This window comes from Leifsonia sp. EB34 (assembly GCF_041260585.1).
GTDB lineage: Bacteria > Actinomycetota > Actinomycetes > Actinomycetales > Microbacteriaceae > Leifsonia.
Window position 1 is genome coordinate 1,239,025 of record NZ_JBGCCV010000002.1, and the last position, 22,557, is coordinate 1,261,581.

The 22,557-nt window shown below is 71.0% G+C and carries 21 protein-coding genes and 2 tRNA genes; 20 read left to right on the forward strand and 3 right to left on the reverse strand.

Annotation, left to right across the window (positions count from 1 at the left end; genetic code table 11):
- Nucleotides 1–6: 6 nt before the first annotated feature.
- Nucleotides 7–927 (reverse strand): endonuclease domain-containing protein, encoded by a 921-nt coding sequence (locus ABIA36_RS15335; protein WP_369963395.1) that lies wholly within the window; start codon nt 925–927, stop codon nt 7–9.
- 127 nt (nt 928–1,054) lie between these two features.
- Nucleotides 1,055–1,552, reverse strand: a complete 498-nt coding sequence (locus tag ABIA36_RS15340; protein WP_369963396.1) for an aminoacyl-tRNA deacylase — start codon at nt 1,550–1,552, stop codon at nt 1,055–1,057.
- Between the two features lie 33 nt (nt 1,553–1,585).
- Here ABIA36_RS15340 and dusB point away from each other — a divergent pair, with 33 nt between their 5' ends.
- From dusB to ABIA36_RS15420, 16 genes are all read left to right on the forward strand, one after another.
- The gene (gene dusB, locus ABIA36_RS15345) at nt 1,586–2,788 is read left to right on the forward strand and encodes a tRNA dihydrouridine synthase DusB (RefSeq protein WP_369963397.1); all 1,203 of its coding nucleotides are present in this window, start codon (nt 1,586–1,588) and stop codon (nt 2,786–2,788) included.
- A complete protein-coding gene (locus ABIA36_RS15350) occupies nt 2,778–4,058 on the forward strand; it encodes a deoxyguanosinetriphosphate triphosphohydrolase (protein ID WP_369963398.1) in 1,281 nt (426 codons plus the stop codon). The genes dusB and ABIA36_RS15350 overlap by 11 nt, the downstream gene beginning before the upstream one ends.
- Nucleotides 4,059–4,168: 110 nt before the next feature.
- Nucleotides 4,169–5,296 (forward strand): DUF4282 domain-containing protein, encoded by a 1,128-nt coding sequence (locus ABIA36_RS15355; RefSeq protein ID WP_369963399.1) that lies wholly within the window; start codon nt 4,169–4,171, stop codon nt 5,294–5,296.
- 63 nt (nt 5,297–5,359) lie between these two features.
- Nucleotides 5,360–7,228, forward strand: a complete 1,869-nt coding sequence (gene dnaG, locus ABIA36_RS15360) for a DNA primase (RefSeq protein WP_369963400.1) — start codon at nt 5,360–5,362, stop codon at nt 7,226–7,228.
- A 225-nt stretch (nt 7,229–7,453) separates the two neighbouring features.
- Nucleotides 7,454–9,088, forward strand: coding sequence for an ABC transporter substrate-binding protein (locus tag ABIA36_RS15365; protein ID WP_369963401.1), 1,635 nt, complete (start codon nt 7,454–7,456; stop codon nt 9,086–9,088).
- A gap of 81 nt (nt 9,089–9,169) precedes the next feature.
- On the forward strand, nt 9,170–10,267 hold the full coding sequence (locus tag ABIA36_RS15370; protein WP_369963402.1) for an ABC transporter permease: 1,098 nt from the start codon (nt 9,170–9,172) through the stop codon (nt 10,265–10,267).
- A gap of 1 nt (nt 10,268) precedes the next feature.
- On the forward strand, nt 10,269–11,324 hold the full coding sequence (locus tag ABIA36_RS15375) for an ABC transporter permease (RefSeq protein ID WP_369963403.1): 1,056 nt from the start codon (nt 10,269–10,271) through the stop codon (nt 11,322–11,324).
- Entirely contained in the window at nt 11,321–13,009 is a 1,689-nt protein-coding gene (locus tag ABIA36_RS15380; RefSeq protein ID WP_369963404.1) for a dipeptide ABC transporter ATP-binding protein, read from the forward strand. Before ABIA36_RS15375 ends, ABIA36_RS15380 begins: the two co-directional genes overlap by 4 nt.
- Before the next feature lie 10 nt (nt 13,010–13,019).
- Nucleotides 13,020–13,916 carry an ATP-binding cassette domain-containing protein gene (locus tag ABIA36_RS15385; protein WP_369963405.1) on the forward strand — a complete coding sequence of 299 codons (897 nt, stop codon included), beginning with the start codon at nt 13,020–13,022 and terminating at the stop codon, nt 13,914–13,916.
- Between the two features lie 27 nt (nt 13,917–13,943).
- Nucleotides 13,944–14,945, forward strand: a complete 1,002-nt coding sequence (locus tag ABIA36_RS15390) for a D-isomer specific 2-hydroxyacid dehydrogenase family protein (RefSeq protein ID WP_369963406.1) — start codon at nt 13,944–13,946, stop codon at nt 14,943–14,945.
- Between the two features lie 78 nt (nt 14,946–15,023).
- Nucleotides 15,024–15,096 (forward strand) — tRNA-Asn (locus ABIA36_RS15395).
- A gap of 152 nt (nt 15,097–15,248) precedes the next feature.
- Nucleotides 15,249–15,452 (forward strand): hypothetical protein, encoded by a 204-nt coding sequence (locus ABIA36_RS15400; protein WP_369963407.1) that lies wholly within the window; start codon nt 15,249–15,251, stop codon nt 15,450–15,452.
- An 86-nt stretch (nt 15,453–15,538) separates the two neighbouring features.
- Entirely contained in the window at nt 15,539–16,744 is a 1,206-nt protein-coding gene (locus tag ABIA36_RS15405) for a histidine kinase (protein WP_369963408.1), read from the forward strand.
- A complete protein-coding gene (locus ABIA36_RS15410; RefSeq protein WP_369963409.1) occupies nt 16,741–17,403 on the forward strand; it encodes a response regulator in 663 nt (220 codons plus the stop codon). The genes ABIA36_RS15405 and ABIA36_RS15410 overlap by 4 nt, the downstream gene beginning before the upstream one ends.
- 122 nt (nt 17,404–17,525) lie before the next feature.
- On the forward strand, nt 17,526–17,843 hold the full coding sequence (locus ABIA36_RS15415) for an SHOCT domain-containing protein (RefSeq protein WP_369963410.1): 318 nt from the start codon (nt 17,526–17,528) through the stop codon (nt 17,841–17,843).
- An 86-nt stretch (nt 17,844–17,929) separates the two neighbouring features.
- Complete coding sequence (locus ABIA36_RS15420; protein WP_369963411.1) at nt 17,930–18,805, forward strand: sensor histidine kinase; 876 nt, start codon at nt 17,930–17,932, stop codon at nt 18,803–18,805.
- A 24-nt stretch (nt 18,806–18,829) separates the two neighbouring features.
- On the opposite strand, the gene def is transcribed toward ABIA36_RS15420, so the two are convergent.
- A complete protein-coding gene (gene def / locus ABIA36_RS15425) occupies nt 18,830–19,396 on the reverse strand; it encodes a peptide deformylase (RefSeq protein WP_369963412.1) in 567 nt (188 codons plus the stop codon).
- A 40-nt stretch (nt 19,397–19,436) separates the two neighbouring features.
- On the opposite strand from def, the gene ABIA36_RS15430 reads away from it, so the two are divergent.
- The 4 genes from ABIA36_RS15430 to ABIA36_RS15445 all read left to right on the forward strand — a co-directional run bounded on the left by ABIA36_RS15430 (nt 19,437) and on the right by ABIA36_RS15445 (nt 22,513).
- The gene (locus ABIA36_RS15430; RefSeq protein WP_369963414.1) at nt 19,437–20,402 is read left to right on the forward strand and encodes a DMT family transporter; all 966 of its coding nucleotides are present in this window, start codon (nt 19,437–19,439) and stop codon (nt 20,400–20,402) included.
- 89 nt (nt 20,403–20,491) lie between these two features.
- Nucleotides 20,492–21,745: a glycosyltransferase gene (locus ABIA36_RS15435; protein ID WP_369963416.1), complete on the forward strand. Its 1,254-nt coding sequence runs from the start codon at nt 20,492–20,494 to the stop codon at nt 21,743–21,745.
- A gap of 16 nt (nt 21,746–21,761) precedes the next feature.
- Nucleotides 21,762–21,835 (forward strand) — tRNA-Ile (locus tag ABIA36_RS15440).
- A gap of 171 nt (nt 21,836–22,006) precedes the next feature.
- On the forward strand, nt 22,007–22,513 hold the full coding sequence (locus tag ABIA36_RS15445) for a hypothetical protein (RefSeq protein ID WP_369963417.1): 507 nt from the start codon (nt 22,007–22,009) through the stop codon (nt 22,511–22,513).
- Nucleotides 22,514–22,557: the final 44 nt, after the last annotated feature.

Here is a 22,557-nt window from a genome sequence, read left to right on the forward strand (position 1 = left end):
CTCGCGTCATAACGGCGTGTTGCGACCCCTCTCGTCGAGGGCTGCGCGTACGCGCGCAACGGCGACCGCGGCCCCGTTGTCGAGGTGCGAGCGGTTGACGCGGACGACGCGCCAACCGGCGCTCTCGAGTGCCCAGATCCGGTCGACGTCACCGTAGTACTGGCGGGCTTCAGTGCGGTGGTGGTCGCCGTCGTACTCGACCACGACTCGATGCTGTGCATAGACGAGATCGCCGTGCAGCTCGCGCCCTGTCCCGACACGGATGGGGCGATTAACGACGGGCTCTGGGAGCCCGGCGGCGATCAGTGCAAGTCGGAGCAGCGTCTCCATCGGCGAGTCCGTATCCGCCCGTACCTGCGAGATCGCGGCGCGGAGCGTGTTCACGCCCGGTCGATTCCAGGCCACCCGTGCGGCGGCAGTCAGCCGTGAGGCGGTCGTCAGCGGATTCTTCCGGCGCACGCAGGAGTCGCCGGCCATGATGAGCTCATCGACGGTCAGCGTTGCGGCGAGTTGGCACAGCACCTCTTCGACATCGGGCACTCGCATGCCGTCGTGGACGCGGACCTGCTCCGCGGACAGTCGAGTCTTGTGTCCGACCACTCCGTCTCCGCGCGGCGCTCGACGTCCGTCGAGTGCGGCGACATGAAGGCAGGACGACTCGTGCAATCGACGCGGGAGCGTCAGCTTGTAGATTCTGGCCGCTGTGCCGTGGCTGAAGCACTGGGAGCGCAGCATGACTGCCCGATAGGCGACGCACCGCGAGCGGAAGCCGCCGTCGAAGTCGGCGCACGGCACCCGCGCGCCGTGAAAGGGTGCGACGAGGTCCGACCGGCGCAGCCGTGCGGACGAGACGCCCGCCGCGGTCGCCGCCGACGCGGAGAACGCGGGCGAGCGCAGGATGGGCGGAAGCGGTTCAGGGCGGCGCATCCCCAAACCCTCCCAGACGCTCCCACCCCACCTCGCGTTATCCACAGCCCGAGGAAGCGACAGGGGTCGCAACACGCCGTTAACGCTCCGGGTTAGCGGCGTGTTGCGACCCCTGTCGCATGCGCGGCTACTCGGGGTCGGTGATGTCGGCGAGAGTGGCGGCGAAGCCGGCGAGCAGCGCATCGGCGTCCACGAACAGCGAGTAGCCGTGCTCGCCCGCGCCCATCGAGACGGTGCGCCCGGCGACGGTCGTATCGGCGATCACGGGCCACGCGGTCGTGCTGCCGAACGGCGTGATGGTCCCGCGCTCGTAGCCGGTCGCGGCGAAGGCGACCGACGCGTCCGGGAGCTGGAGTTTGTTCACGTGGAGGATGGCGCGCAGCTTCGGCCAGGAGATCTTGCGTCCGCCCGGCACCAGCGCGAACACGAAGGTGTCGTCGCTGCGCTTGACCACGAGCGTCTTGACGATGTCGCCGGGCTCGATGCCGAGGAGCGTCGCGGCCTCCTCCAGGCTGCGGGCGGCAGGGCGCTCCACGATCCGCACGGGGATGCCGCGGGCCCGGGCGTCCTCCTCCACACGTCGGCGTCCGCCGCCGTTTTCCACAGCTTCGGGGCTCTCGGCCATGTATCAGCACGCTTTCTGGGAGAATCGATGCAGATGTCTACTACCGCAACCCTAGCTCCCCGCACGGAGACGAGCCCCCGGCTGGCGATCGGCCCGCTCGCGCTCGACGTGCCGGTCGTCCTCGCGCCCATGGCGGGGATCACGAACACCGCCTTCCGCCGGCTCTGCCGCGAATTCGGCGCCGGGCTCTACGTGAGCGAGATGATCACGTCCCGCGCACTGGTCGAGCGCACGCCCGAGTCGCTGCGGCTCATCACGCACCACGAGTCGGAGACGACGCGCAGCATCCAGCTCTACGGCGTCGACCCCAAGACGGTCCGCGAGGCCGTCACGATGCTCGTCGCGGAGGACCGCGCCGACCACATCGACCTCAACTTCGGCTGCCCGGTGCCCAAGGTCACCCGCAAGGGTGGCGGCGCCGCGCTGCCGTGGAAGCTGAACCATTTCCGCGAGATCGTGGAGGGCGCGGTCGCTGCGGCGGGCGACGTCCCGCTGACCGTCAAGATGCGCAAGGGCATCGACAGCGACCACCTCACCTACCTGGAGGCCGCCAAGGCCGCGGAGGGGGCAGGCGTCGCCTCGATCGCGCTGCACGCCCGCACGGCCGCGGAGTTCTACTCCGGCCACGCCGACTGGTCGGCGATCGCGAAGCTCAAGGAGACGATCACAGGCACGCCGGTGCTCGGCAACGGCGACATCTGGTCCGCCGCCGACGCGATCCGCATGGTGGAGGAGACCGGCTGCGACGGCGTCGTCGTCGGCCGCGGCTGCCTCGGCCGGCCCTGGCTGTTCGGCGACCTCGCCGCGGCGTTCCGCGCCCGCGCGGGGGAGATCACCGCGGAGGAGGCCGCGCTGGCGCAGGCCCACCCGACGCTCGGCCAGGTGGCGGCGACGTTCCGCCGGCACGCCGAGCTGCTGGTCGAGTTCTTCGAGAGCGAGGAGCGCGGCTGCCGCGACATCCGCAAGCACGTCGCCTGGTACTTCAAGGGCTACCCGGTCGGCGGCGACCTGCGCGCGAGCCTCGCGACGGTCGACACGCTCGCGCACCTGGACGACCTGCTGGCGACGCTCGACTGGAGTCAGGAGTACCCGGGCGAGGCGGCGGAGGGCCAGCGCGGCCGCGCCGGCTCGCCGAAGCGCCCCGCGCTGCCGGAGGGCTGGCTCGACAGTCGCGAGCTGGCGGGCAGCGCCCGCGCGGAGGTCGCCGAGGCGGAGGTGCACAACAGTGGCGGATAGTGCGACGGCGACGCTCGAGGGAGCACCGGCCAGCGGCTACAGCGAGCGGGACCGGGAGCGCTGGCTCCCCGAGCAGCATTCCAGCCGACGCAGCGACTTCGCCCGAGACCGGGCACGCCTGCTGCACTCCAGCGCCCTGCGCCGGCTCGCCGCGAAGACCCAGGTGCTCAGCCCGACAGCAGGCCTCGACTTCGCGCGCAACCGGCTGACGCACTCCCTGGAGGTCGCGCAGGTCGGCCGCGAGCTGGCGGCGAGTCTCGGGCTCGACCCCGACATCGTGGACACGGCGTGCCTCGCGCACGACATCGGCCACCCGCCCTTCGGCCACAACGGCGAGCGTGCGCTCAACGCCTGGGCGGAGGACATCGGCGGCTTCGAGGGCAACGCCCAGACGCTGCGCCTGCTGACCCGCCTGGAGCCGAAGGTGTTCGGCCGCGACGGCCGTCCCTACGGGCTCAACCTCACCCGCGCCAGCCTCGACGCGAGCTGCAAGTACCCGTGGCCGGAGACCAGCTCGGTCGCCGACCCGAGCGGGCGCGCGAAGTTCGGCTTCTATGCCGACGACCACGCCGTGTTCGAGTGGATGCGCGAGGGCTCTCCCGAACGTCAGCGCTGCATCGAAGCACAGGTGATGGACCTCTCCGACGACATCGCCTACTCGGTGCACGACTTCGAGGACGCCGTGGTCAACGGCTACATCGACGTCGCCGCGCTCGGCAGCCGGGTCGACCACGACGACCTGGTCCGGTCGATGTACGAGTGGGTGGGCGGGGAGTTCAGCCACGACGAGCTGATCGCCGCCTTCGACCGCCTCGACAGCCTGGATATCTGGCTCGACCGCTGGGACGGCTCCCGGCGGGCGCAGGCGCACCTGAAGAATCTCACCAGCCAGCTCATCGGCCGGTTCGCGCACGCCGCCGTCCACGAGACGAAGCACCGCGCCGGCGGGGTGGAGTTGCGCCGGTTCGGCGCCGACGTCGTCGTGCCGGACGCCATCCGGGCGGAGATCGCCGTGCTCAAGGGCATCGTCGCCACGTTCGTGATGTCCCGCAACACCCGCCAGCCGATCTACGCCCAGCAGCGGCAGGTGCTGATGGCGCTGGCGGACGTGCTGCTCTTGCGCGGGCCGGACGAGCTGGACCCGGGCTTCCAGGAGGACTGGCGGCTCGCGGCCGGCGACGCCGAGCGCAAGCGCGTGGTGGTCGACCAGGTGGCCAGCCTGACCGACCAGTCGGCGCTGAGCTGGTTCGAGCGGCTCGTGCAGCACTGAGTCGGCCGGTGGGAGCCCGGCTCGCGCAACGCTGATCCGGCGCGCCGGGCACGGGCTTGAATCGGCGGCCCGTGTGCAGAATGCTTGAGGCACGGCTAAGGAGGAGACGCATGAGCAGCCCACAGCCCCCGGCGAACGGGGACCGGCCCACGGAGGCCGAGCCCGGCGCAGCGGAGCCGTCGACCGCTTCGGCGCCATCGACCGAGTCAGCGCCATCGACCGAGGCAGCGCCGTCGAGCGCAGCAAAGCGTTCGAGCGCGTCGAAGCCGTCGCCGTCGCAGGCGCCCGCGAAGCGCACGCCGGCCCCGCGCAAGCGCACGCCGAAGACCACCTCGATCTCCCCGAACGGCGAGGCCCCCGAGATCCTGGACGCCATGCTGGGCAAGGCCGCGAGCGAGGACACGGTGGCGGCGGAGATCGCTGCGACTCCCGTGAAGCCGACCGCGGCGCGCCGTCGTCCCGCGGCATCGCGCACCAAGGCGACCCCCGCCCCTGACACGTCGACATCGCCGGTGGAGCCCCCCGTCGAGGCAGCCGCCGAGGCGCACACGACGGAGGCGCACGACACGGAGCCGCACGAGACGGAGGCTCGTACCGCGGTCCTCCCGACCGCGGACGACTTCTACCGCTCCCGAACCGCCGAGACCGAGCTCCTGGGCCCGGTCGACGTGCGCGCCGCGGAGTCGGCAGGCACGGAGGCGGAGACCACGGAAATTCTGCCGACGCCGGCCGTCGCCGAGCCGGTGCCGGTCGGCGCTGTCGCCGAGGACGCCCGGTCGGAGGCGACCGCGGAGACCGCACGAGCGGCCACGACCACCCCCGCGCACTCCGTCCCGGCCCCCGACGACGCGCCGCCGTCTCCCGCCGCAGGCCCGCACGCCCGGCGCCCCGGCCGCAGCATGACCGACCTCGCCGACCGCCTGGACGACTCGCGGTTCTTCTCGTCGCTGTTCGACTTCACCTTCACCAGCTACGTGACGCGCAGGCTCGCAGGGCCCGTGTACGTCGTCGGACTGGTGCTGATCGGCCTCGGGATCGTCGTGGGCTTCTCCAACAGCCTCGGCATCGCGATCGCGACCCACTCTCCGGGCGGCGCGTTCGTCTTCCTGCTGGGTGTGCTGGTGACGCTGGTGGCGGCCATCCTGAGCGTCCTACTGCTCCGGGTCACCATCGAGGTCTTCTGCGCGATCATCGAGATCGCCCAGAACACCCGGCGCAGGCGCCCACCGCGCGACTGAGTTCTCTCGACTGGGCTCGCACGACGTCCGCTGGCGTCGGCGCCGCTCACTAGAATCGAGAGCATGGCAGGCCGGATCCGACAGAGCGACATCGAGGAGGTCAAGGCCCGCACCAACATCGCCGACATCATCGGCGACTATGTGAGCCTGAAACCGGGCGGTGTCGGCTCGCTCAAGGGTCTCTGCCCGTTCCACGACGAGAAGAGCCCGAGCTTCAACGTCCGGCCCGGCGTCGGCCGCTACCACTGCTTCGGCTGCGGCGAAGGCGGCGACGTCTACGCGTTCCTGGTGAAGCTCGACCACGTGTCCTTCACCGAGGCCGTGGAGCGCCTCGCCGGCCGGCTCGGCTACCAGCTCCACTACGAGGAGGGCGGGGGAGGCCCGAGCGAGTCGAGCGGCAACCGCGCCCGCCTGCTGGCGGCGAACACCGCCGCGGAGGAGTTCTTCCGCGAGCGGCTGGCCGCTCCCGATGCCGATCCCGGCCGCCGGTTCCTGGGCGAGCGCGGCTTCGACGCGGCGGCCGCCGGCCACTTCGGCGTCGGCTTCGCCCCGAAGAGCTGGGACGAGCTCACCAAGCACCTCCGCGGCAAGGGCTTCACCCCCGACGAGCTGCTCGCCGCCGGCCTCGTGTCGCAGCGCGACCGCGGCGTCTACGACCGGTTCCGCGGCCGCCTGGTCTGGCCGATCCGCGACGTGACCGGGCAGACGATCGGCTTCGGCGCCCGTCGGCTGCTGGAGGACGACAACGGCCCCAAGTACCTGAACACGCCCGAGACCGCCGTCTACAAGAAGGCCCAGGTGCTCTACGGCCTCGACCTCGCCAAGCGGGACATCTCCCGCAACGGGACGGCGACCATCGTCGAGGGCTACACCGACGTGATGGCGTGCCACCTCTCCGGCGTGACGACCGCGATAGCCACCTGCGGCACCGCGTTCGGGAGCGAGCACATCCGCGTCCTGCGGAGGGTGCTGGGCGACCGCGACCAGGACAGCGCCCAGCGCTCGGTCGTGTTCACCTTCGACGGGGACTCGGCCGGGCTCAATGCCGCCGCCAAGGCCTTCGCCGAGGAGCAGAGCTTCGTCGCACAGACGTACGTCGCGATCGCTCCGGACGGGCTGGACCCGTGCGACCTGCGCCTCAAGGGCGGCGACGCGGCCGTCGCGTCGATGGTGGACCAGAAGCGCCCGCTGTTCGAGTTCATGCTGCGCCGGATCGCCGCGGAGCACGATCTGGAGACCGTGGAGGGCAGGGCGAACGCCGTTCGTGCGGGCGCTCCGGTCCTCGCCAACATCCGGGACGAGGCGTCACGCGACGGGTACGTCCGGCTCTTCGCGAAGCTGACGGGCGCTGAGCAGCGGGACATCTGGCGAGTCGTCCGTGCGTCGGGCCGGCGGTCCGAGGGCCGGTCGGCCCACGCTCCCGAAACTCACACCGCCACGGCCGCCGCCACTGCCCCCGCCGCCCCGATCCACGAGGCGGACCCCAGCGACCCCACCCAGCGCACCGAGCGCGAGAGTCTCATGGTGCTCCTCCAGCTCCCGGCGGAGGTCGGCGCCGAGCGCGCCGCCCGGGCGGTGCAGGTGCCGTTCGTGAACCCGACCCACGCCGTCGTCCGCGACGCCATCGCCGCCCAGCTCCCGTCCATCGCCGACCCCGGCTGGGTGGACCGCATCCTCGCCGAGGTGCCGCAGGCGTACGGGCCGACGGTCAACGCCCTCGCCGTCGGCGCCCTCCCGCAGGCCGGGAGCGATGTGGGACGGTACGCCCGGTCGATCCTGGACAGCCTGATCGACCGCGACCTGCTGCGCGAGAAGGCGGAGCTGACCTCCCGGCTGGCCCGCACCGACCCGCAGAACGCGGAGCTCCGGAGGTCGCTGCAGATGGCGCTCGCGTCGATCGATCGCGAGCGGATGCGGCTGCGCGGCGAATAACGCGAGAGAATAGATCATCACCACAGCCGGATGACGAAATCCGTAGCAGTGTGCGCAAATGCGCGCGGAATTGTTGCGCCGATGTAAAGATTGCGTCGCGATCCGCGACAGGATGCGCACTCGGCGCGGCATTCGTGTTAGGACTGTGGCTACGCGATCCGGCGATGTGGCACCCGCGTGCGCTCCGCCGGATCGGTGACCCCACCAAGGAAGAGGTAATCGGATATGAGATCCGTAAAGATCGGCGGACGGCGCCTGCTCGCCGTGTCGGCCGCATTCGCGGCCGCGGCGCTGGTGCTCGCGGGCTGCTCGGGGAGCAACAACGGCTCCTCCGGTAGCGGCGGCGGCACGCTGACCATTGGCACGACCGACAAGATCACGTCGATCGACCCGGCCGGCTCCTACGACAACGGCTCGTTCGCCGTGATGAACCAGGTGTACCCGTTCCTGCTGAACTCGCCCTACGGCAGCCCGGACGTCAAGCCGGACATCGCGGCCAGCGCGGCGTTCACGTCGCCGACCGAGTACACCGTGAAGCTGAAGCCGAACCTGAAGTTCGCGAACGGTCACTCGCTGACCTCCGAGGACGTCAAGTTCACCTTCGACCGCCAGCTCAAGATCAACGACCCGAACGGTCCCGCGTCGCTGCTCGGCAACCTCGACAGCGTCAGCACGCCGGACAAGACGACCGCGGTCTTCAAGCTCAAGGTCCCGAACGACCAGACCTTCGCGCAGGTGCTCTCCAGCCCCGCCGGCCCGATCGTCGACCACCAGGTCTTCTCGGCCGACAAGGTCACCCCGGACAACACCATCGTCAAGGGTCATGCGTTCGCCGGTCAGTACGACATCACGAGCTACGACTTCAACAACCTGATCGCGTACAAGGCGAACCCGAACTACCAGGGCCTGCTGGGCAAGCCGGCCACGGACAAGGTCAACGTCAAGTACTATGCGGAGTCGTCGAACCTGAAGCTCGACATCCAGAAGGGCGCGATCGACGTCGCGTTCCGCAGCCTCTCGGCGACCGACGTCCAGAGCCTCGGCACGGACAAGAACGTCAAGGTCGTCAAGGGACCGGGTGGTGAGCTCCGCTACATCGTCTGGAACTTCAACACCCAGCCGTACGGCGCCACGACGCCGCAGGCCGACGCCAAGAAGGCTCTCGCTGTGCGCCAGGCCGCTGCCGACCTCGTCGACCGCGCGACCATCGCCAAGCAGGTCTACAAGGACACCTACACCCCGGTCTACTCCTACGTCCCGCAGGGCCTGACCGGCGCCACCACGGTGCTCAAGGACCTCTACGGCGACGGCAACGGAGGCCCGAGCCTCGACAAGGCGAAGGCTGCGCTCCAGGCCGCCGGCGTGACCACCCCGGTCGCGCTCAACCTGCAGTACAACCCGGACCACTACGGCCCGTCCTCCGGCGACGAGTACGCGCTCGTCAAGGAGCAGCTCGAGAACGGCGGCCTGTTCAAGGTCAACCTGCAGTCGACCGAGTGGGTCCAGTACTCGAAGGACCGCGTCAAGGACCTGTACCCGGCGTACCAGCTCGGCTGGTTCCCGGACTACTCGGACGCGGACAACTACCTGTCGCCGTTCTTCAGCAAGGACAACTTCCTCGCGAACCACTACGACAACCCCGAGGTCCAGCAGCTGATCACCCAGCAGCTGGGCACCACCGACAAGGCCGCGCGCACCAAGCTGATCGAGCAGATCCAGGCCAAGGTGGGCGCCGACCTGTCCACCCTGCCCCTGCTCCAGGGCGCGCAGGTCGCCGTGGTGGGCAAGAACGTGAACGGCACCGACAAGACTCTCGACCCGTCGTTCAAGTTCCGCTACGCAGCCCTCTCCAAGGGCTAGGCCGCACCTCTCGGCCGAACGGGGGCGGCTCGCGTCGGACGCGGGCCGCCCCCACCCACGAACCACCCACGATTGGCTCCCATGACAGCGACGGTCAGCGGACCGGCGGCGCCCACGGCGCCCGGTCCCGAAAGAACCAAAGCGCGTCGGCGACCTGGAGGCGGCCTCGTCCGCTACATCGTCATCCGCGCGCTCCTCATCATCCCGACGATCTTCATCCTCGTCACAGTCGTCTTCTTCCTGATGCGGTCCACCGGCGACCCCATCACGGCGGCGCTCGGCGGCAAGCTCCCTCCTTCACAGCTCCAGGAACGCATCCACCAGGCCGGCTACGACCGGCCGCTGATCGTGCAGTACTTCGACTACCTGGGGCACCTGCTCCGCGGAGACTTCGGCACGACCTTCACCGACAACCAGCCCGTGACGCAGGTGCTGATCCACTACGGCGCGGCGACGCTCGAGCTCGCGTTCTACGCGCTCATCGTGGCCTTCATCGTCGGCATCCCGCTCGGCCTGGTCGCCGCGTACTTCCGCGACCGCTCCGGGGACGCGACCCTGCGCGTGTTCGCGATCCTCTGCTACGCGACGCCGGTGTTCTTCGCCGGCATGGTCCTCAAGCTCGTCTTCTCGATCTGGCTGAACGTGCTCCCCGTCGCGGGCCGCGCCTCCACCAGCTCCGAGATCGAGATGCAGACGCTCCCGAACAAGACCGGCATCTACCTGATCGACGCCTTCCAGACCGGCGACCCCGCCGTGGTGGGCGACGTGCTGCTGCACGCCGTGCTGCCCGCTGTGACGCTCGGCCTACTGACCGCTGGCATCTTCCTGCGCCTGGTGCGCACGAACGTCATCGGCACGCTTTCCACCGACTACGTCGACGCCGCCCGCTCACGCGGTGTCAGCGAGAGCCGGCTCGTGCGCAAGCACGCCTATCGGCCGGCGCTGATCCCGATCATCACGGTCATCGGCCTGCAGATCGCCCTCCTGCTCGGCGGCGCGATCCTGACCGAGACGACCTTCGAGTGGAAGGGCCTCGGCTTCCAGCTCGAGCACTACCTGCAGTCGCGCGACTTCGTCGCGGTGCAGGGGATGGTCGTCCTGCTCGCCGTCATCGTCGCGGTCACGAACTTCATCGTCGACATCATCGCGGCGCTCATCGACCCGAGAGTGAGGTACTGACATGGCCTCGCAGAAGCGAACCATCTGGAGTCGGCTCCCCGTCGTCCACCAGCTCCGCCAGTCCGTCGGACTGCAGCGCGGGATGCTCGTCGCGGGACTCGTGCTCACCGGCATCTTCATCCTCGTCGCGATCTTCGCGCCCGCGATCGCCCCGTACGGCTTCGCGCAGCTCAAGGACGCGAACGGCCAGTTCGGCTCGCAGATGCCGCCGAGCGCCGCGCACATCTGGGGCACCACCGTCGGCGGCTACGACGTGTTCTCGCGCGTGATCTGGGGCGCGCAGACCGCGATCCTGGTGATCGTCGTGGCGGTCATCCTGTCGATCTTCGCCGGTGTCGTGCTGGGCCTGGTGTCCGGCTACTTCGGCGGCTGGGTCGACCGGGTCGTCGTAGTCATCGCCGACGCGGTCTACGCGTTCCCGTCGCTGCTGCTCGCCATCGTGATGGCGATCGTCATCTCGGGCGGCCAGTCCAGCCTGTGGGGCGGCATCCTCGCCGCCGCCATCTCGATCACGGTGGTCTACATCCCGCAGTACTTCCGGGTGATCCGCTCGGAGGTCGTCCGGATCAAGGCGGAGGCCTACGTCGAGTCTGCCAAGGTCGTCGGCGCCAGCAGCGGGCGGATCATGTTCCGCCACGTGCTGCGCAACTCGACGCGCACGCTGCCGCTGATCTTCACGCTGAACTCCTCGGAGGCCATCCTGACCCTCGCGGCGCTCGGCTTCCTCGGCTTCGGCATCGAGCCGACCGCGGCCGCCGAGTGGGGCTACGACCTCAACAAGGCGCTGTCCGACGTCACCAGCGGCATCTGGTGGACATCCATCTACCCGGGTCTGGCGATCGTGCTCGTCGTGCTCGGCATCACGCTCGTGGGCGAGAGCCTCAACGACCTCGCCGACCCGCGCCTGCGCGGCCGGCGCCGCGCCGCAGAGGCGTCGGGTCTGGTCGCCGAGACCTCTGTCGTCCCCGGCGGTCCGCTGGAGGCGGGCCCCGGCGGCATCGACGGCCTGGAGGGCGGAGAGTCCTTCGACGAGCACGGAATCGAGGTCAAGCCATGAGCGACGTCGTCACCATCGACAACCTGTCGGTCACGTTCGCAACCGACGCCGGCGCCGTGAAGGCCGTCGACGATGTCACCCTCCGCGTCTCGCCCGGTGAAGTCCTGGCGATCGTGGGGGAGTCCGGTTCGGGCAAAACCGTCACCGCCAAGACCATCCTCGGCCTGCTGCCGGAGACCGCGACCGCCTCGGGCGCCGTGGTGCTCCGCAGCAAGGACGGCTCCAGCGAGGCGGATGTGATCTCGCTCAGCAAGAAGGAGCTCAGGGAGGTGCGCGGCACCGACGTGGCCATGGTCTTCCAGGAGCCGTCCACCGCGCTGAACCCCGTGTACCAGGTGGGCTGGCAGATCGCGGAGGGCCTCCGCGCCCACAGCAAGCTGTCCAAGAAGGAAGCCCAGCAGCAGGCGATCGACATCCTGCGCCGGGTCGGCATCCCGGAGCCGGAGAAGCGGGTCAAGTACTACCCGCACCAGTTCTCCGGCGGCCAGAAGCAGCGCATCGTCATCGCGATGGCGCTGGTGCTGAACCCGGGGCTGATCGTCGCCGACGAGCCGACCACCGCGCTCGACGTGACCGTGCAGGCCGAGATCCTCGACCTGCTGCGGCGCTGCCGCGACGAGTTCGGTGCGGCCATCGTGCTGATCACGCACAACATGGGCGTGGTCGCCGACCTCGCCGACCGCGTCGCGGTGATGTACCAGGGCAAGGTCGTGGAGGAGGCCGATGCGCGCACGCTGTTCGCCGCGCCGCAGGCCGAGTACACCCGCAAGCTGCTGGCGTCGGTGCCGCGCATCGGCCAGGGCCTCGCGGCGACGCAGGACCGGGCGATCGCCCGCGCCGAGCGTCCCCAGGCAGCTCCGGTCGTCGCGGCGCGCGACCTGCGCATCCAGTACCCCGGCCGCCTCGGCCGCCCCGGGTTCGTGGCGGTCGACGGCGTGAGCTTCGACATCCGCCCCGGTGAGGTGCTCGGCCTGGTCGGGGAGTCCGGCTCGGGCAAAACCACCATCGGGCGTGCCATCGCCGGCCTCGGGAAGGTCACCGACGGCTCGCTCGAGGTGCTCGGGATCGAGATGAACGGCGTCAAGGAGCGGCAGTTCCGCAAGGTGCGCAGCGACATCGGCTTCGTGTTCCAGGACCCCGCGTCGAGCTTCAACCCGCTGCTGACGATCGCGGACTGCGTGGCGGAGCCGCTCGTCGTGCACGGCCGGGCGTCCTCGCCCGCCGCCGCGCGCGGCCGGGTGGACGAGCTGCTGGAGGCCGTGCAGCTGCCGCGCAGCTACGGCGACCGGTTCCCGCACGAGCTCTCCGGCGGCCAGCGGCAGCGGGCGAGCCTTGCGCGCGCGCTGGCCCTGGAGCCGACGCTGCTGATCGCCGACGAGCCGACCTCCGCGCTCGACGTCTCGGTGCAGGCCCGTGTGCTGGAGCTGTTCGCCGACCTGCAGCGGGAGTTCGGGTTCGCCGCGCTGTTCATCAGCCACGACCTCGCCGTCGTCGACCTCCTCGCCGACCGGATCGCGGTGCTGCACCGCGGCAAGCTGGTCGAGGAGGGCACGGGCGCCGAGGTGCTCGGCAACCCGCGCGAGGCGTACACGCAGCGGCTGCTGGCCTCCCTGCCGGTGCCGGATCCGGTGGAACAGGCCGACCGGCGGGAGGCGCTGCGCGCTCTCCAAGCCGACAGCGCCTAGGGTCGAACATGTGAGTTCCGAACCCGCTATCCACGTCAGCGACCTGTCCGTCGAATATCCCGCCAGGGGCGTCAGCCCCTCGTGCGTCGCCCTCCGCGGGGTGAGCTTCCGCTTGGAGGCCGGGCAATCGCTGGGGATCCTGGGCGAGACGGGTTCGGGCAAGAGCACGCTGGCCGCGGTGCTCGCCGGACGGGGGCTTCCCCTCCGTTCCGGCGAGCCCGGCCCGCGGATCAGCGGCGGCGACGCGACCGTGCTCGGGCACTCCCTGCGGCATGCGCGCAAGCGGGACCTGGCCGAGGTGACCTTCCACGTCGGCTACCTGCCGCAGGAGGCCGCCTCCTCGCTGGAGCCGTCCCTGTCCGTGCAGGACAACGTCACGCTGCCGATCTTCGAGCGCGACGAGCACTACGACCGCCGGGCGGCGGGGGAGCGGGCCGCTCTCATGCTGGATACGGTCCACCTCCCGCTGAGCGTGCTCGGCAAGTACCCCTACCAGCTCAGCGCCGGCCAGCGTCAGCGCGTCGCGCTCGCCAAGGCGCTGGTACTCGGCCCGCAGGTGCTGATCGTGGACGAGCCGACCGCCGGCATCGACGCCACGGTCCGGGACGCCGTGATCGACCTCCTGGCCCAGCTCCGTGCGCACGAGGGCTTCACGGCCATCATCGTCAGCCACGACCTGGCCGTGCTTCGCCGGGCGACGGACAACTCGCTGGTGCTGCAGGGCGGCCGGCCGATCGCGTACGGGCCGATCGAGGAGGTGCTGGCGGACCCGCAGCACCCGTTCGTGCGCGGGCTGGCGGATGCGCTCAAGCCGCCGCAGCGCCGGCGCGAGCGCCGGCCGCAGACTGCGCCGAGCAGCCAGGTCGCGGCCACCGAGGTCACGGCCACCAGCGACGCTACGAACTGACCGCCGGCTCCCGGCACAGGAGGAAGCATGACCGACCAGACCCCTCAGCACCGCGCCGTCCTCGCGCCGGGCGGTGCGCCACTCGGGCCGGATGAGCGCCCGGAGCCCGGCCCGATCGCCGTGCTCCCGACCGCCGAACCGTCTTTCGTCGCCGCCGTGGAGGCGGCGGGCGGCACCGTCGAGCCGCTCTCCGACCGCACGCGCGGCGTCGTCTGGCTGTCCAACAAGGACGCCGCCGCCTTTCCGCCGATCCTGGAGGCGCACCCGGGGATCGGCTGGGTGCAACTCCCGTTCGCGGGCGTCGACGCCTTCTCGGGCATCATCGCGTCGGAGGACCGCCCCGGCCTGATCTGGACCAGCGCGAAGGGCGCCTACGCGCAGCCCGTCGCCGAGCACGCGCTCGCCCTCACCCTCGCGCTGCTGCGCGTGCTGCCGAAGCGCGTCCGGGCGACCTCCTGGTCGACCGTCGAGGAGGGCCGCTCGCTCTACGGCCGGAACGTGGTGATTGTCGGCGCCGGCGGGATCGCGCTGGAGCTGATGGTGCTTCTGGCCCCGTTCGACCCCCGCGTGACCATCGTGCGCCGCTCGCCCGAGGCCGTCCCCGGCGCCGAGCGCACCGTCGGCTCCGACCGGCTGCTCGACGTTCTCCCGGACGCCGATGTCGTGGTCATCGCCGCCGCACTGACCGGCGGAACCCGCCACCTGTTCGGCGACGCCGAGTTCGCCGCGATGAAGAAGACGGCGTACTTGGTCAACATCGCCCGCGGCGGCCTGGTCGACAGCGACGCGCTGCTGCGCGCCCTCCGCACCGGGGAGATCGCCGGGGCGGGCATCGACGTCACCGACCCCGAGCCGCTCCCGGACGGCCACCCGCTGTGGTCGGAGGACGCCTGCCTGATCACGCCGCACCAGGCGGACACCTCCGAGATGGTCGCACCGCTGCTCGCCGAGCGCGTCCGCGCGAACGTGCGCGCGTTCCTCGGCGACGGCGACTTCGTGGGCCGTGTGGACCCGGTGGCGGGGTACTGACGACGACGCGCGCGGGATGCGGAGCCGATTTCTCTCGGCGGTCGAAGTGTTGCTAGAGTAGCTTCGCTGATCAAGCATTCCTCGATAGCTCAATTGGCAGAGCAGCCGGCTGTTAACCGGCAGGTTCTTGGTTCGAGTCCAAGTCGGGGAGCGGAAACACAGGCGAAGGCCCGGAGGTGAAAACCTCCGGGCCTTCGTCGTTCGTCCGCGCTGGGCCATGGTCACGATCCCGAGACGCCCGCGATTGTGCATGCTTCCAACGGAATACGCCCCAACTCACCCTCGACTCGCTACCATGCCGCCATGACCAAGAAGGGGCGGCACGAGCGCGACTCCGAGGAGCCGGACGCGCCGTACGAGGACTACGAGAATGACGACGACGAGCGGCGCGCGTCGCTGGAGCGTGAGGCCGGGCTGACCAGCTTCGGGGGTCCCGCCTTCGGTCCGCTCTTCGGGAAGAGCCCCGGCGACGAGGGGGAGACCTTCGACGCCGAGCACAATCCGTGATCGTCCGCTGCGTACTCCCGGGGGAGTAGCCCACAGACTCCCCTCGGGGCAGGCCACGGCACGGGCGCGCTCGTTAGCATGAGGAGATGCCCTGGAACCCGTCCGCCGACTCCCGCCCGAGCGGGTCCAGCTGGGGTGAGGGCCGGGGCTGGGCGCATGGCCCCGGACCCGGGCGGCGGCCGCGCGGGACGATCTGGGTCCCGGTGGTCCTGTCGGTCCTGCTGCAGTTCCCCGGCGTCCTCATCGCCGCGCACACGTCGGCGGGCGACCCGCTGACGCTGGCCGCCGTCTTCGTCGCCTTCGCGTCGTCGTTCCTGCTTCTGCTCGCCCGGGCGTATCCCGGCCCGGTGCTGGTGGCGATCGCCGTGCTCTGCACCCCGGCCATCGCCCTCACGCTGGGGCCGCCGCTCGCGGCCGTGCCGCTGGCGTTCGCCGTCGTCGGCGCGGTGGTGCGCTCGGCGCGGGTGTGGGCGTGGTGGACGGTCGCGGGGGTCGCCGTCGTCGGACCGCTCGGCGCGTACCTGCTCGTGGGGCGGCCGGAGGCCGTCATCCGGCCGCTCGTCATCGCACTCGTGCTCACCCTCCTGGTGGGCGTCGGCGAAGCCATCCGCGGGCGCCGCGAGCGGTACCGGGAGGTCTCCCGCCAGGTCGCCGCGCGCCGCGAGTCCGCCGCCGAGGCGGAGCGCCTGCGCATCGCTCGTGAGCTGCACGACGTGCTCGCGCACTCGCTGTCCCAGATCAGCGTGCAGGCCGGCGTCGGCCTCCACCTGTTCGACAGCCGGCCCGACAAGGCGCGGGAGAGCCTGGAGGCGATCAAGTCGGTGAGCAGTCAGGCGCTGGAGGAGGTGCGCGGCGTGCTCGGGTTCCTGCGGGCGGAGGGCTACCCGGCTACGCGCGCGCCGGAGCCCGACCTGGGCCGGATCCCCGTGCTGGTCGACACCTACCGCCGCGCCGGGCTGGACGTGCGCTACGAGGACGCTCTGACGTCGGTCCCGTCCGCCGCCTCCCAGCTCGCGCTCTACCGGATCGTGCAGGAGTCGCTGACCAACATCGGCCGGCACGCGCAGGCGCGCACGGTCACCATCCGGCTCGCCGAGGACGGCGGGGAGTACGTGCTCACGGTCGCCGACGACGGGCGCGGCCTGCCGGAGACGGAGACCGACGGCAAGGGGATGATCGGGATGCGCGAGCGCGCCGAACTGCTCGGCGGCCGGTTCGAGACCCGTGCGACGGAGGGCGGCGGCCTGACGGTCGAGGCCCGCATCCCGTTGCGCACGGCGGAGGACGCATGATTCGGGTGCTGCTGGCGGACGACCAGCACCTCGTCCGCGCGGGGTTCCGCGCGTTACTCGAGAACGAGGGCGACCTGGAGGTCGTGGGCGAGGCGGCGACCGGCCGGGAGGCGGTGGAGCTCGCGCGCCGAACGCATCCGGACGTCGTGCTGATGGACATCCGGATGCCGGACGGCGACGGCCTCTGGGCGACCGGGCAGCTCACCGCCGACCCGGCACTCGCGGGCACGCGCATCGTGATGGTGACCACCTTCGAGCTGGACGACTACGTCGCGCAGGCGATCCTCGCCGGCGCCAGCGGCTTCCTGGTCAAGGACACCGAGCCGGTGGAGCTGCTGCGCGCCGTCCGTGTGGTCGCGGCGGGCGACGCGCTGCTCTCGCCCGGCGCGACGCGACGGCTGATCGAGCGGGTGGCGAGCGGACTGCGCCCGGCGCCGGACCCGGAGGCGCTGCGCGACCTGACCGAGCGCGAGCGGGAGGTGCTGGCGCTGGTCGGCCACGGGCTGACCAACACCGAGATCGGTGAACGGCTCTTCCTCAGCCCGCTGACGGCGAAGACGCACGTCTCGCGGATCATGACCAAGCTGGCCGCGCGCGACCGCGTGCACCTGGTGGTGGTCGCCTACGAGACCGGGCTGGTGCAGCCGGGACAACGGTGACGGCGCTGCTCCGAGGGGAGTAGCGCAGATGTCTCCCGCTGGGGGATTCGCCCCGGGGCGTGCACGGCGAGGCTGAAGGTGGTTCCGCGAAAGCCGCGGACAGCTCACCGATTGGATGCACCATGTTCAGTTCGCTCGCAGCCGCCGCACCCTGCGCCGTCGTCGCCTGGGGTGGCGGCCCCTGGTTCGGCTGGTGGTGGTTCCTGATCCCGCTCTTCTGGATCGGGATCTTCTTCCTCATCTTCGGCGTCTTCGGCCGCCGCTGGCGCCGGGCAGCCGTCGCCCGTGGAGGCTACGGCTGGGGCCCGAACGGCCCGCACGGCGGCACCCGCGCCGCCGAGCAGACCCTCGCCGAACGCTACGCCAACGGCGACATCGACGAGAAGGAGTACCGCGCCCGCCTGGAGGTGCTGCGCGCCAACCGCGGTGACGGCGCCTGACCGGGGCGGCCCGTCCCGTCGCGCGGCCCGGATATGATCGTCCGGGCCGCGCCCCCTGCGGCTCCCACCGGCCCGGAAGGACCAGCATGACCCCGCTCGCCACCACCCTCGCGGCCGCGTTCCTCGCGGCCGCCGTCGTTTTCGCGGTGCTCTGGCTCCTCGAGCGGAGCCGCCGACGCCGGGCGCAGAACGCGCGCGAGGAGCGCGAGTGGGACCGCATCGACCGCGAGCTGGAGCTGGCGGAGCAGGCCGGCCGGTTCCGGATCATCGGCGAGCTCGGCGACGTCGCTGTCGCCGCCGTCTCCCGGCTCGTGTCCCAGGCCGAGGGTGTGCGGTACGCGGCCGGAGCCGATCCAGAGGCGGCCTCCCGGTCGGCCGCCGCGCTCGAGACCTCGGCGCGCGACGCGCTGGCCGACCTGCGCCGCCTGCAGAACGCTGTCGCCGACGGCAGCCGCGAGGTGCTGCCGGCGCCCGGCATCCACTCGGCGCGGGACCTGTTCCGGGTGATGCGCGAGGCAGGGCTGGAGGTGACCTTCACCGAGACCGGCGAGCGCTACGAGCTCCGCCAGGGTGCGAAGCTCGTCGTCTTCCGCATCCTGCAGACCAGCCTCGGCAATGCGCTGGACCACGGCGGCCCGGGCACGACCGCCGTCGTGGCGGTGACCTGGACCCCGGACGGCCTGCACGTCACGGTCGACGACGACGGCATCCGCGCCGCCGCCCGGCGCCGCGGCCTCGACCGCGCCGGCGTGGATCAGGCGACCGCCTACAGCGCCGACGACGACCTGCGCGCGGTGACCGAGTTCGTCGAGGGCGCCGACCTCAACGAGCTGCGCGAGCGCGCCGCGCTGTTCGGCGGGGTGCTGGACGCGAAGACGGTCCCCGGTGTCGGGTTCTCGCTGTCGGTCGTGTTCCCGGCGCTCCGGCACCACAACGGCGTGCACGGAGTCCCGCTGCGGTAGCGGTGCGGCGCCGGCCCGGCGTCGTCAGTCCTCCAGGTGATCCCGCCCGGGCAGCCAGCTCAGTCCTGGGACGCCCCACGAGTTCTTCCGCTGCGCCTTCTGCGCGGCCTTGCCGTACGGGTGGGCCAGCCGGTCGACGTAGAGCACGCCGTCCAGGTGGTCGTACTCGTGCTGGAAGATCCGCGCGAGCCAGCCGTCGGCGTGGACCGTGAACCGTTCGCCCTCCAGGTCCGTGGCCTCCAGGATGACGCTCTCGGCGCGCCGCAGCGGGAAGCGCTCGCCCGGGAACGACAGGCAGCCCTCCGACTCGGTGTCCTCGTCCGGCTCGCCGACGGTGAGCGGGCTGAGCCACAGCACCGGGTTGATCGCGACGCCGCGGTGCAGCACATCGTCGTCGTCCGTCCAGCCGTAGACGAACAGGCGCAGGGGCACGCCGACCTGCGGTCCGGCGAGGCCGACGCCGGGCGCCTGGTCCATGGTCTCGAACATGTCGGCGACCAGCGTGCGCAGGTCGTCGTCGAACTCCGTCACCTCCGTCGCGCGGGCGTGCAGGACGGGGTCTCCGGTGATCCGGATCGGAAGGACGGCCATTCGGCAAGACTATCGGGATCATCTTGGGTAGGGTCGTGGCGTGGCAACGGAACTGATGAACGCGATCGAGCTGGCTTACCAGCCCAGTCAGCTCCTGGGTATCCCGGTCGCGCTTGTCGGTGCGGTGTTCCTGTCGATCGGCGCCCAGCTCCAGCATCACGGCGTCGTCAAAGTGGAGGCGCAGACCCAGGACGCGAAGTCCGGGCTCAGCGTCCGGCAGCTCGGGCTGCTGCTCGCGCGCCCGTCGTGGGTGATCGGCACGCTGCTGCTCGGTCTGGCCATCGTGTTCCAGCTCGTCAGCCTGAAGCTGTCGCCGATCATCCTGGTGCAGCCGCTCGGCGTCGTCGGGCTGGTCATCACGAGCGTCCTCAACGCGCGGGTGAGCGGAGTGAAGCTCAACCGGCAGTCCGTCATCGCCATCTCGCTCTGCGTCGGCGGCGTGGGCGCGTTCGTCATCATCGCCGCGATCTTCGCGCGCGACGAACCGGTGACCACCCAGGCGCTCGTCGTCATCCTGATCATCCTCGCCGTGGTGCTCATCGTGTTCGCGCTGCTGTTCTCGTTCCTGCGGCACCGGTTCAAGGCGATCATGTACATCGTCGGCGCCGGCGTCCTCTACGGTTTCGTGGCCACGCTCGCCAAGGTCGTGATCGACCGGATCTCCAACCAGGAGTGGGACTGGCTGCTCGTGCTGTGCATCCTCGCGCTGCTGGCGGCGGCCGGGCTCGGCGCGTACTTCGTGCAGAACGCGTACTCGTCCGGGCCGCCGGACCTGGTCATCGCCGGCCTGACCGTGATCGACCCGCTCGTCGCCGTCACCATCGGCATCGTGGTCCTCAACGAGGCGGCGGGGGCGCCGTGGTGGGCGATGCTCGGCTTCGCGATCACCGGCGCCGTGGCGATCTACGGGGTGTTCCAGCTCGCCAAACACCACCCTCAGACCAACGGCGAAGCGCCACTCACGGCCCGCCTTTCCGACTCCGTCCGGGAATCCGGCTTAGACTGAACCGATGAATCGCCGGTCCGACCCGTCCGGCGCTCTCAGACCGTCGCCGGGAGAACCGTCCCGGCCGAAGACCGCGAGGGACTCACCACGTGCCTGATACGAGCGGAACGAACGACATCCCGCCCGCCCCGGCCGCGCACAGGCCGATGACCATCCTCATGGGCTGCGACACCTTCCCGCCGGATGTGAACGGCGCTGCCCGCTTCGCCGAGCGCCTCGCCGCCGGCCTGGTCGAGCGCGGCCACGACATGCACATCGTCGCACCGTCGGCCGGCCGCAAGCACGGCACCTGGATCGAGGAGCACGAAGGCCAGAAGATGACGGCCCACCGTCTCCGGAGCTGGCGCTGGTACCCGCACGACTGGCTGCGGTTCGCGCTGCCGTGGATGAGCAAGGCGAACGCCCGGCGTGTGCTCGACGACGTCAAGCCGGACGTCGTGCACATCCAGTCGCACATCGTCGTCGGCCGCGGCCTCGCCTACGAGGCGGAGAAGCGCGGCATCCGCATCGTCGCCACGAACCACGTGATGCCCGAGAACATGATCGAGTTCACGCTGCTGCCGAAGTTCCTGCAGAAGACGTTCATCTCGATCGCCTGGCGCGACGCCCGCAAGAGCTTCGACCGCGCGGAGGCCGTCACCACGCCCACCCGCAAGGCGGCGCAGTTCCTGGAGCGCGCGACTGGCCTGCGCAACGTCCACGCCATCTCGTGCGGCATCGACGCGCACAACTACACGCCAGACTTCACGCCGCGCACCGGCAACCGCATCCTCTTCGTCGGCCGCGTGACCGGCGAGAAGCAGATCGACGTGCTGCTGAACGCGATCAAGCTGCTGCCGCCGTCGCTGGACGCCCAGCTCGAGATCGTGGGCGGCGGGGACCAGTTCAAGAACCTCCAGGCCCTCGCCGAGACGCTCGGCATCGCGAACCGGGTGAAATTCCTCGGCTACGTGACCGACGAGGAACTGCGCCAGGCGTACACCCGCGCGACCGTGTTCGCGATGCCGTCGATCGCCGAACTGCAGTCCATCGCGACGATGGAGGCGATGGCCTCGGCGCTCCCGGTGGTCGCCGCCGACGCGATGGCGCTGCCGCACCTGGTCCACGACGGCGAGAACGGCCACCTGTTCCGCCCCGGCGACGCGCAAGACCTGGCGGACAAGCTGGAGAGCGTGCTCACCCTCCCGCAGGAGGAGCTCGACGTCCTCAAGAACGCGTCGCTGCGGATCGTCGCGACGCACGACATCCAGACCACGATCAGCACCTTCGAGAGCCTGTATCGTGGGGAGCCGGTGGCCGACCCGGTGACGGCGGCGGCCCCCAGCGTGCCCACCCCGGAGTAGCCCGGGGAGGACGCACGGGGCGGTAGCTCAGCTGGTTAGAGCATCGGACTCATAATCCGCCGGTCACGGGTTCAAGTCCCGTCCGCCCTACGGACCGTGTCGCGGCAGGAGTTCCGGGCGCGACACGCGCCGAAACTCCTGCGGAACGACGTTGCACAGGAGTTCTCGGCGATTTCTCCTGTGGAAGCCGCGGGCCTGCACCACGCGCCCCCGCGCGCAAGGCCCTTCCGCCACGCCGCCGAGCGGGTACCATCCCGGGGCATGAACACCATCGGATGGATCGTGCTGATCGTCGTCATCGTGGTCGTCGTCGTCGGCATCATCGTCGTCGTCTCCACCGTGGGACGGCGGCGCAGACTGGAGGCCGACCGGGTCAAGGCGGCCGAGCTGCGGGAGGCCGCCTCCCGCGACGAACTGGCCGCCCGCGACCGGGAGGCGAAGTCCGCTCGGGCCGCCGCGGACGCCAAGCAGGCCGAAGTCGAGGCCGAGCGGCTGCGCCGGGAGGCCGACGAGCGCGAACGCGCCGCCGCAGCCGCCCGCGAGGAGCAGCAGGACAAGCTGAGCCGCGCGGACGACGTCGACCCCGACGTCCGCACCGACCGGCACGGCAACCGCGTGGTCGCCGACGACGGCGCGGACGACACCCGACGCGAGGACGTCCCGCCGCCGCGCCCGGCCGCCGAGTCCGCCACCGCGCCGGCGCACGACGCGCCGCGCATCGACGGCATCACCGGCGAGGAGCGCCGCCCGGAGGACCGCCGTCCCTGACCCCATCGACCCCTGACCCCATCGACCCCTAACCCCATCGACGG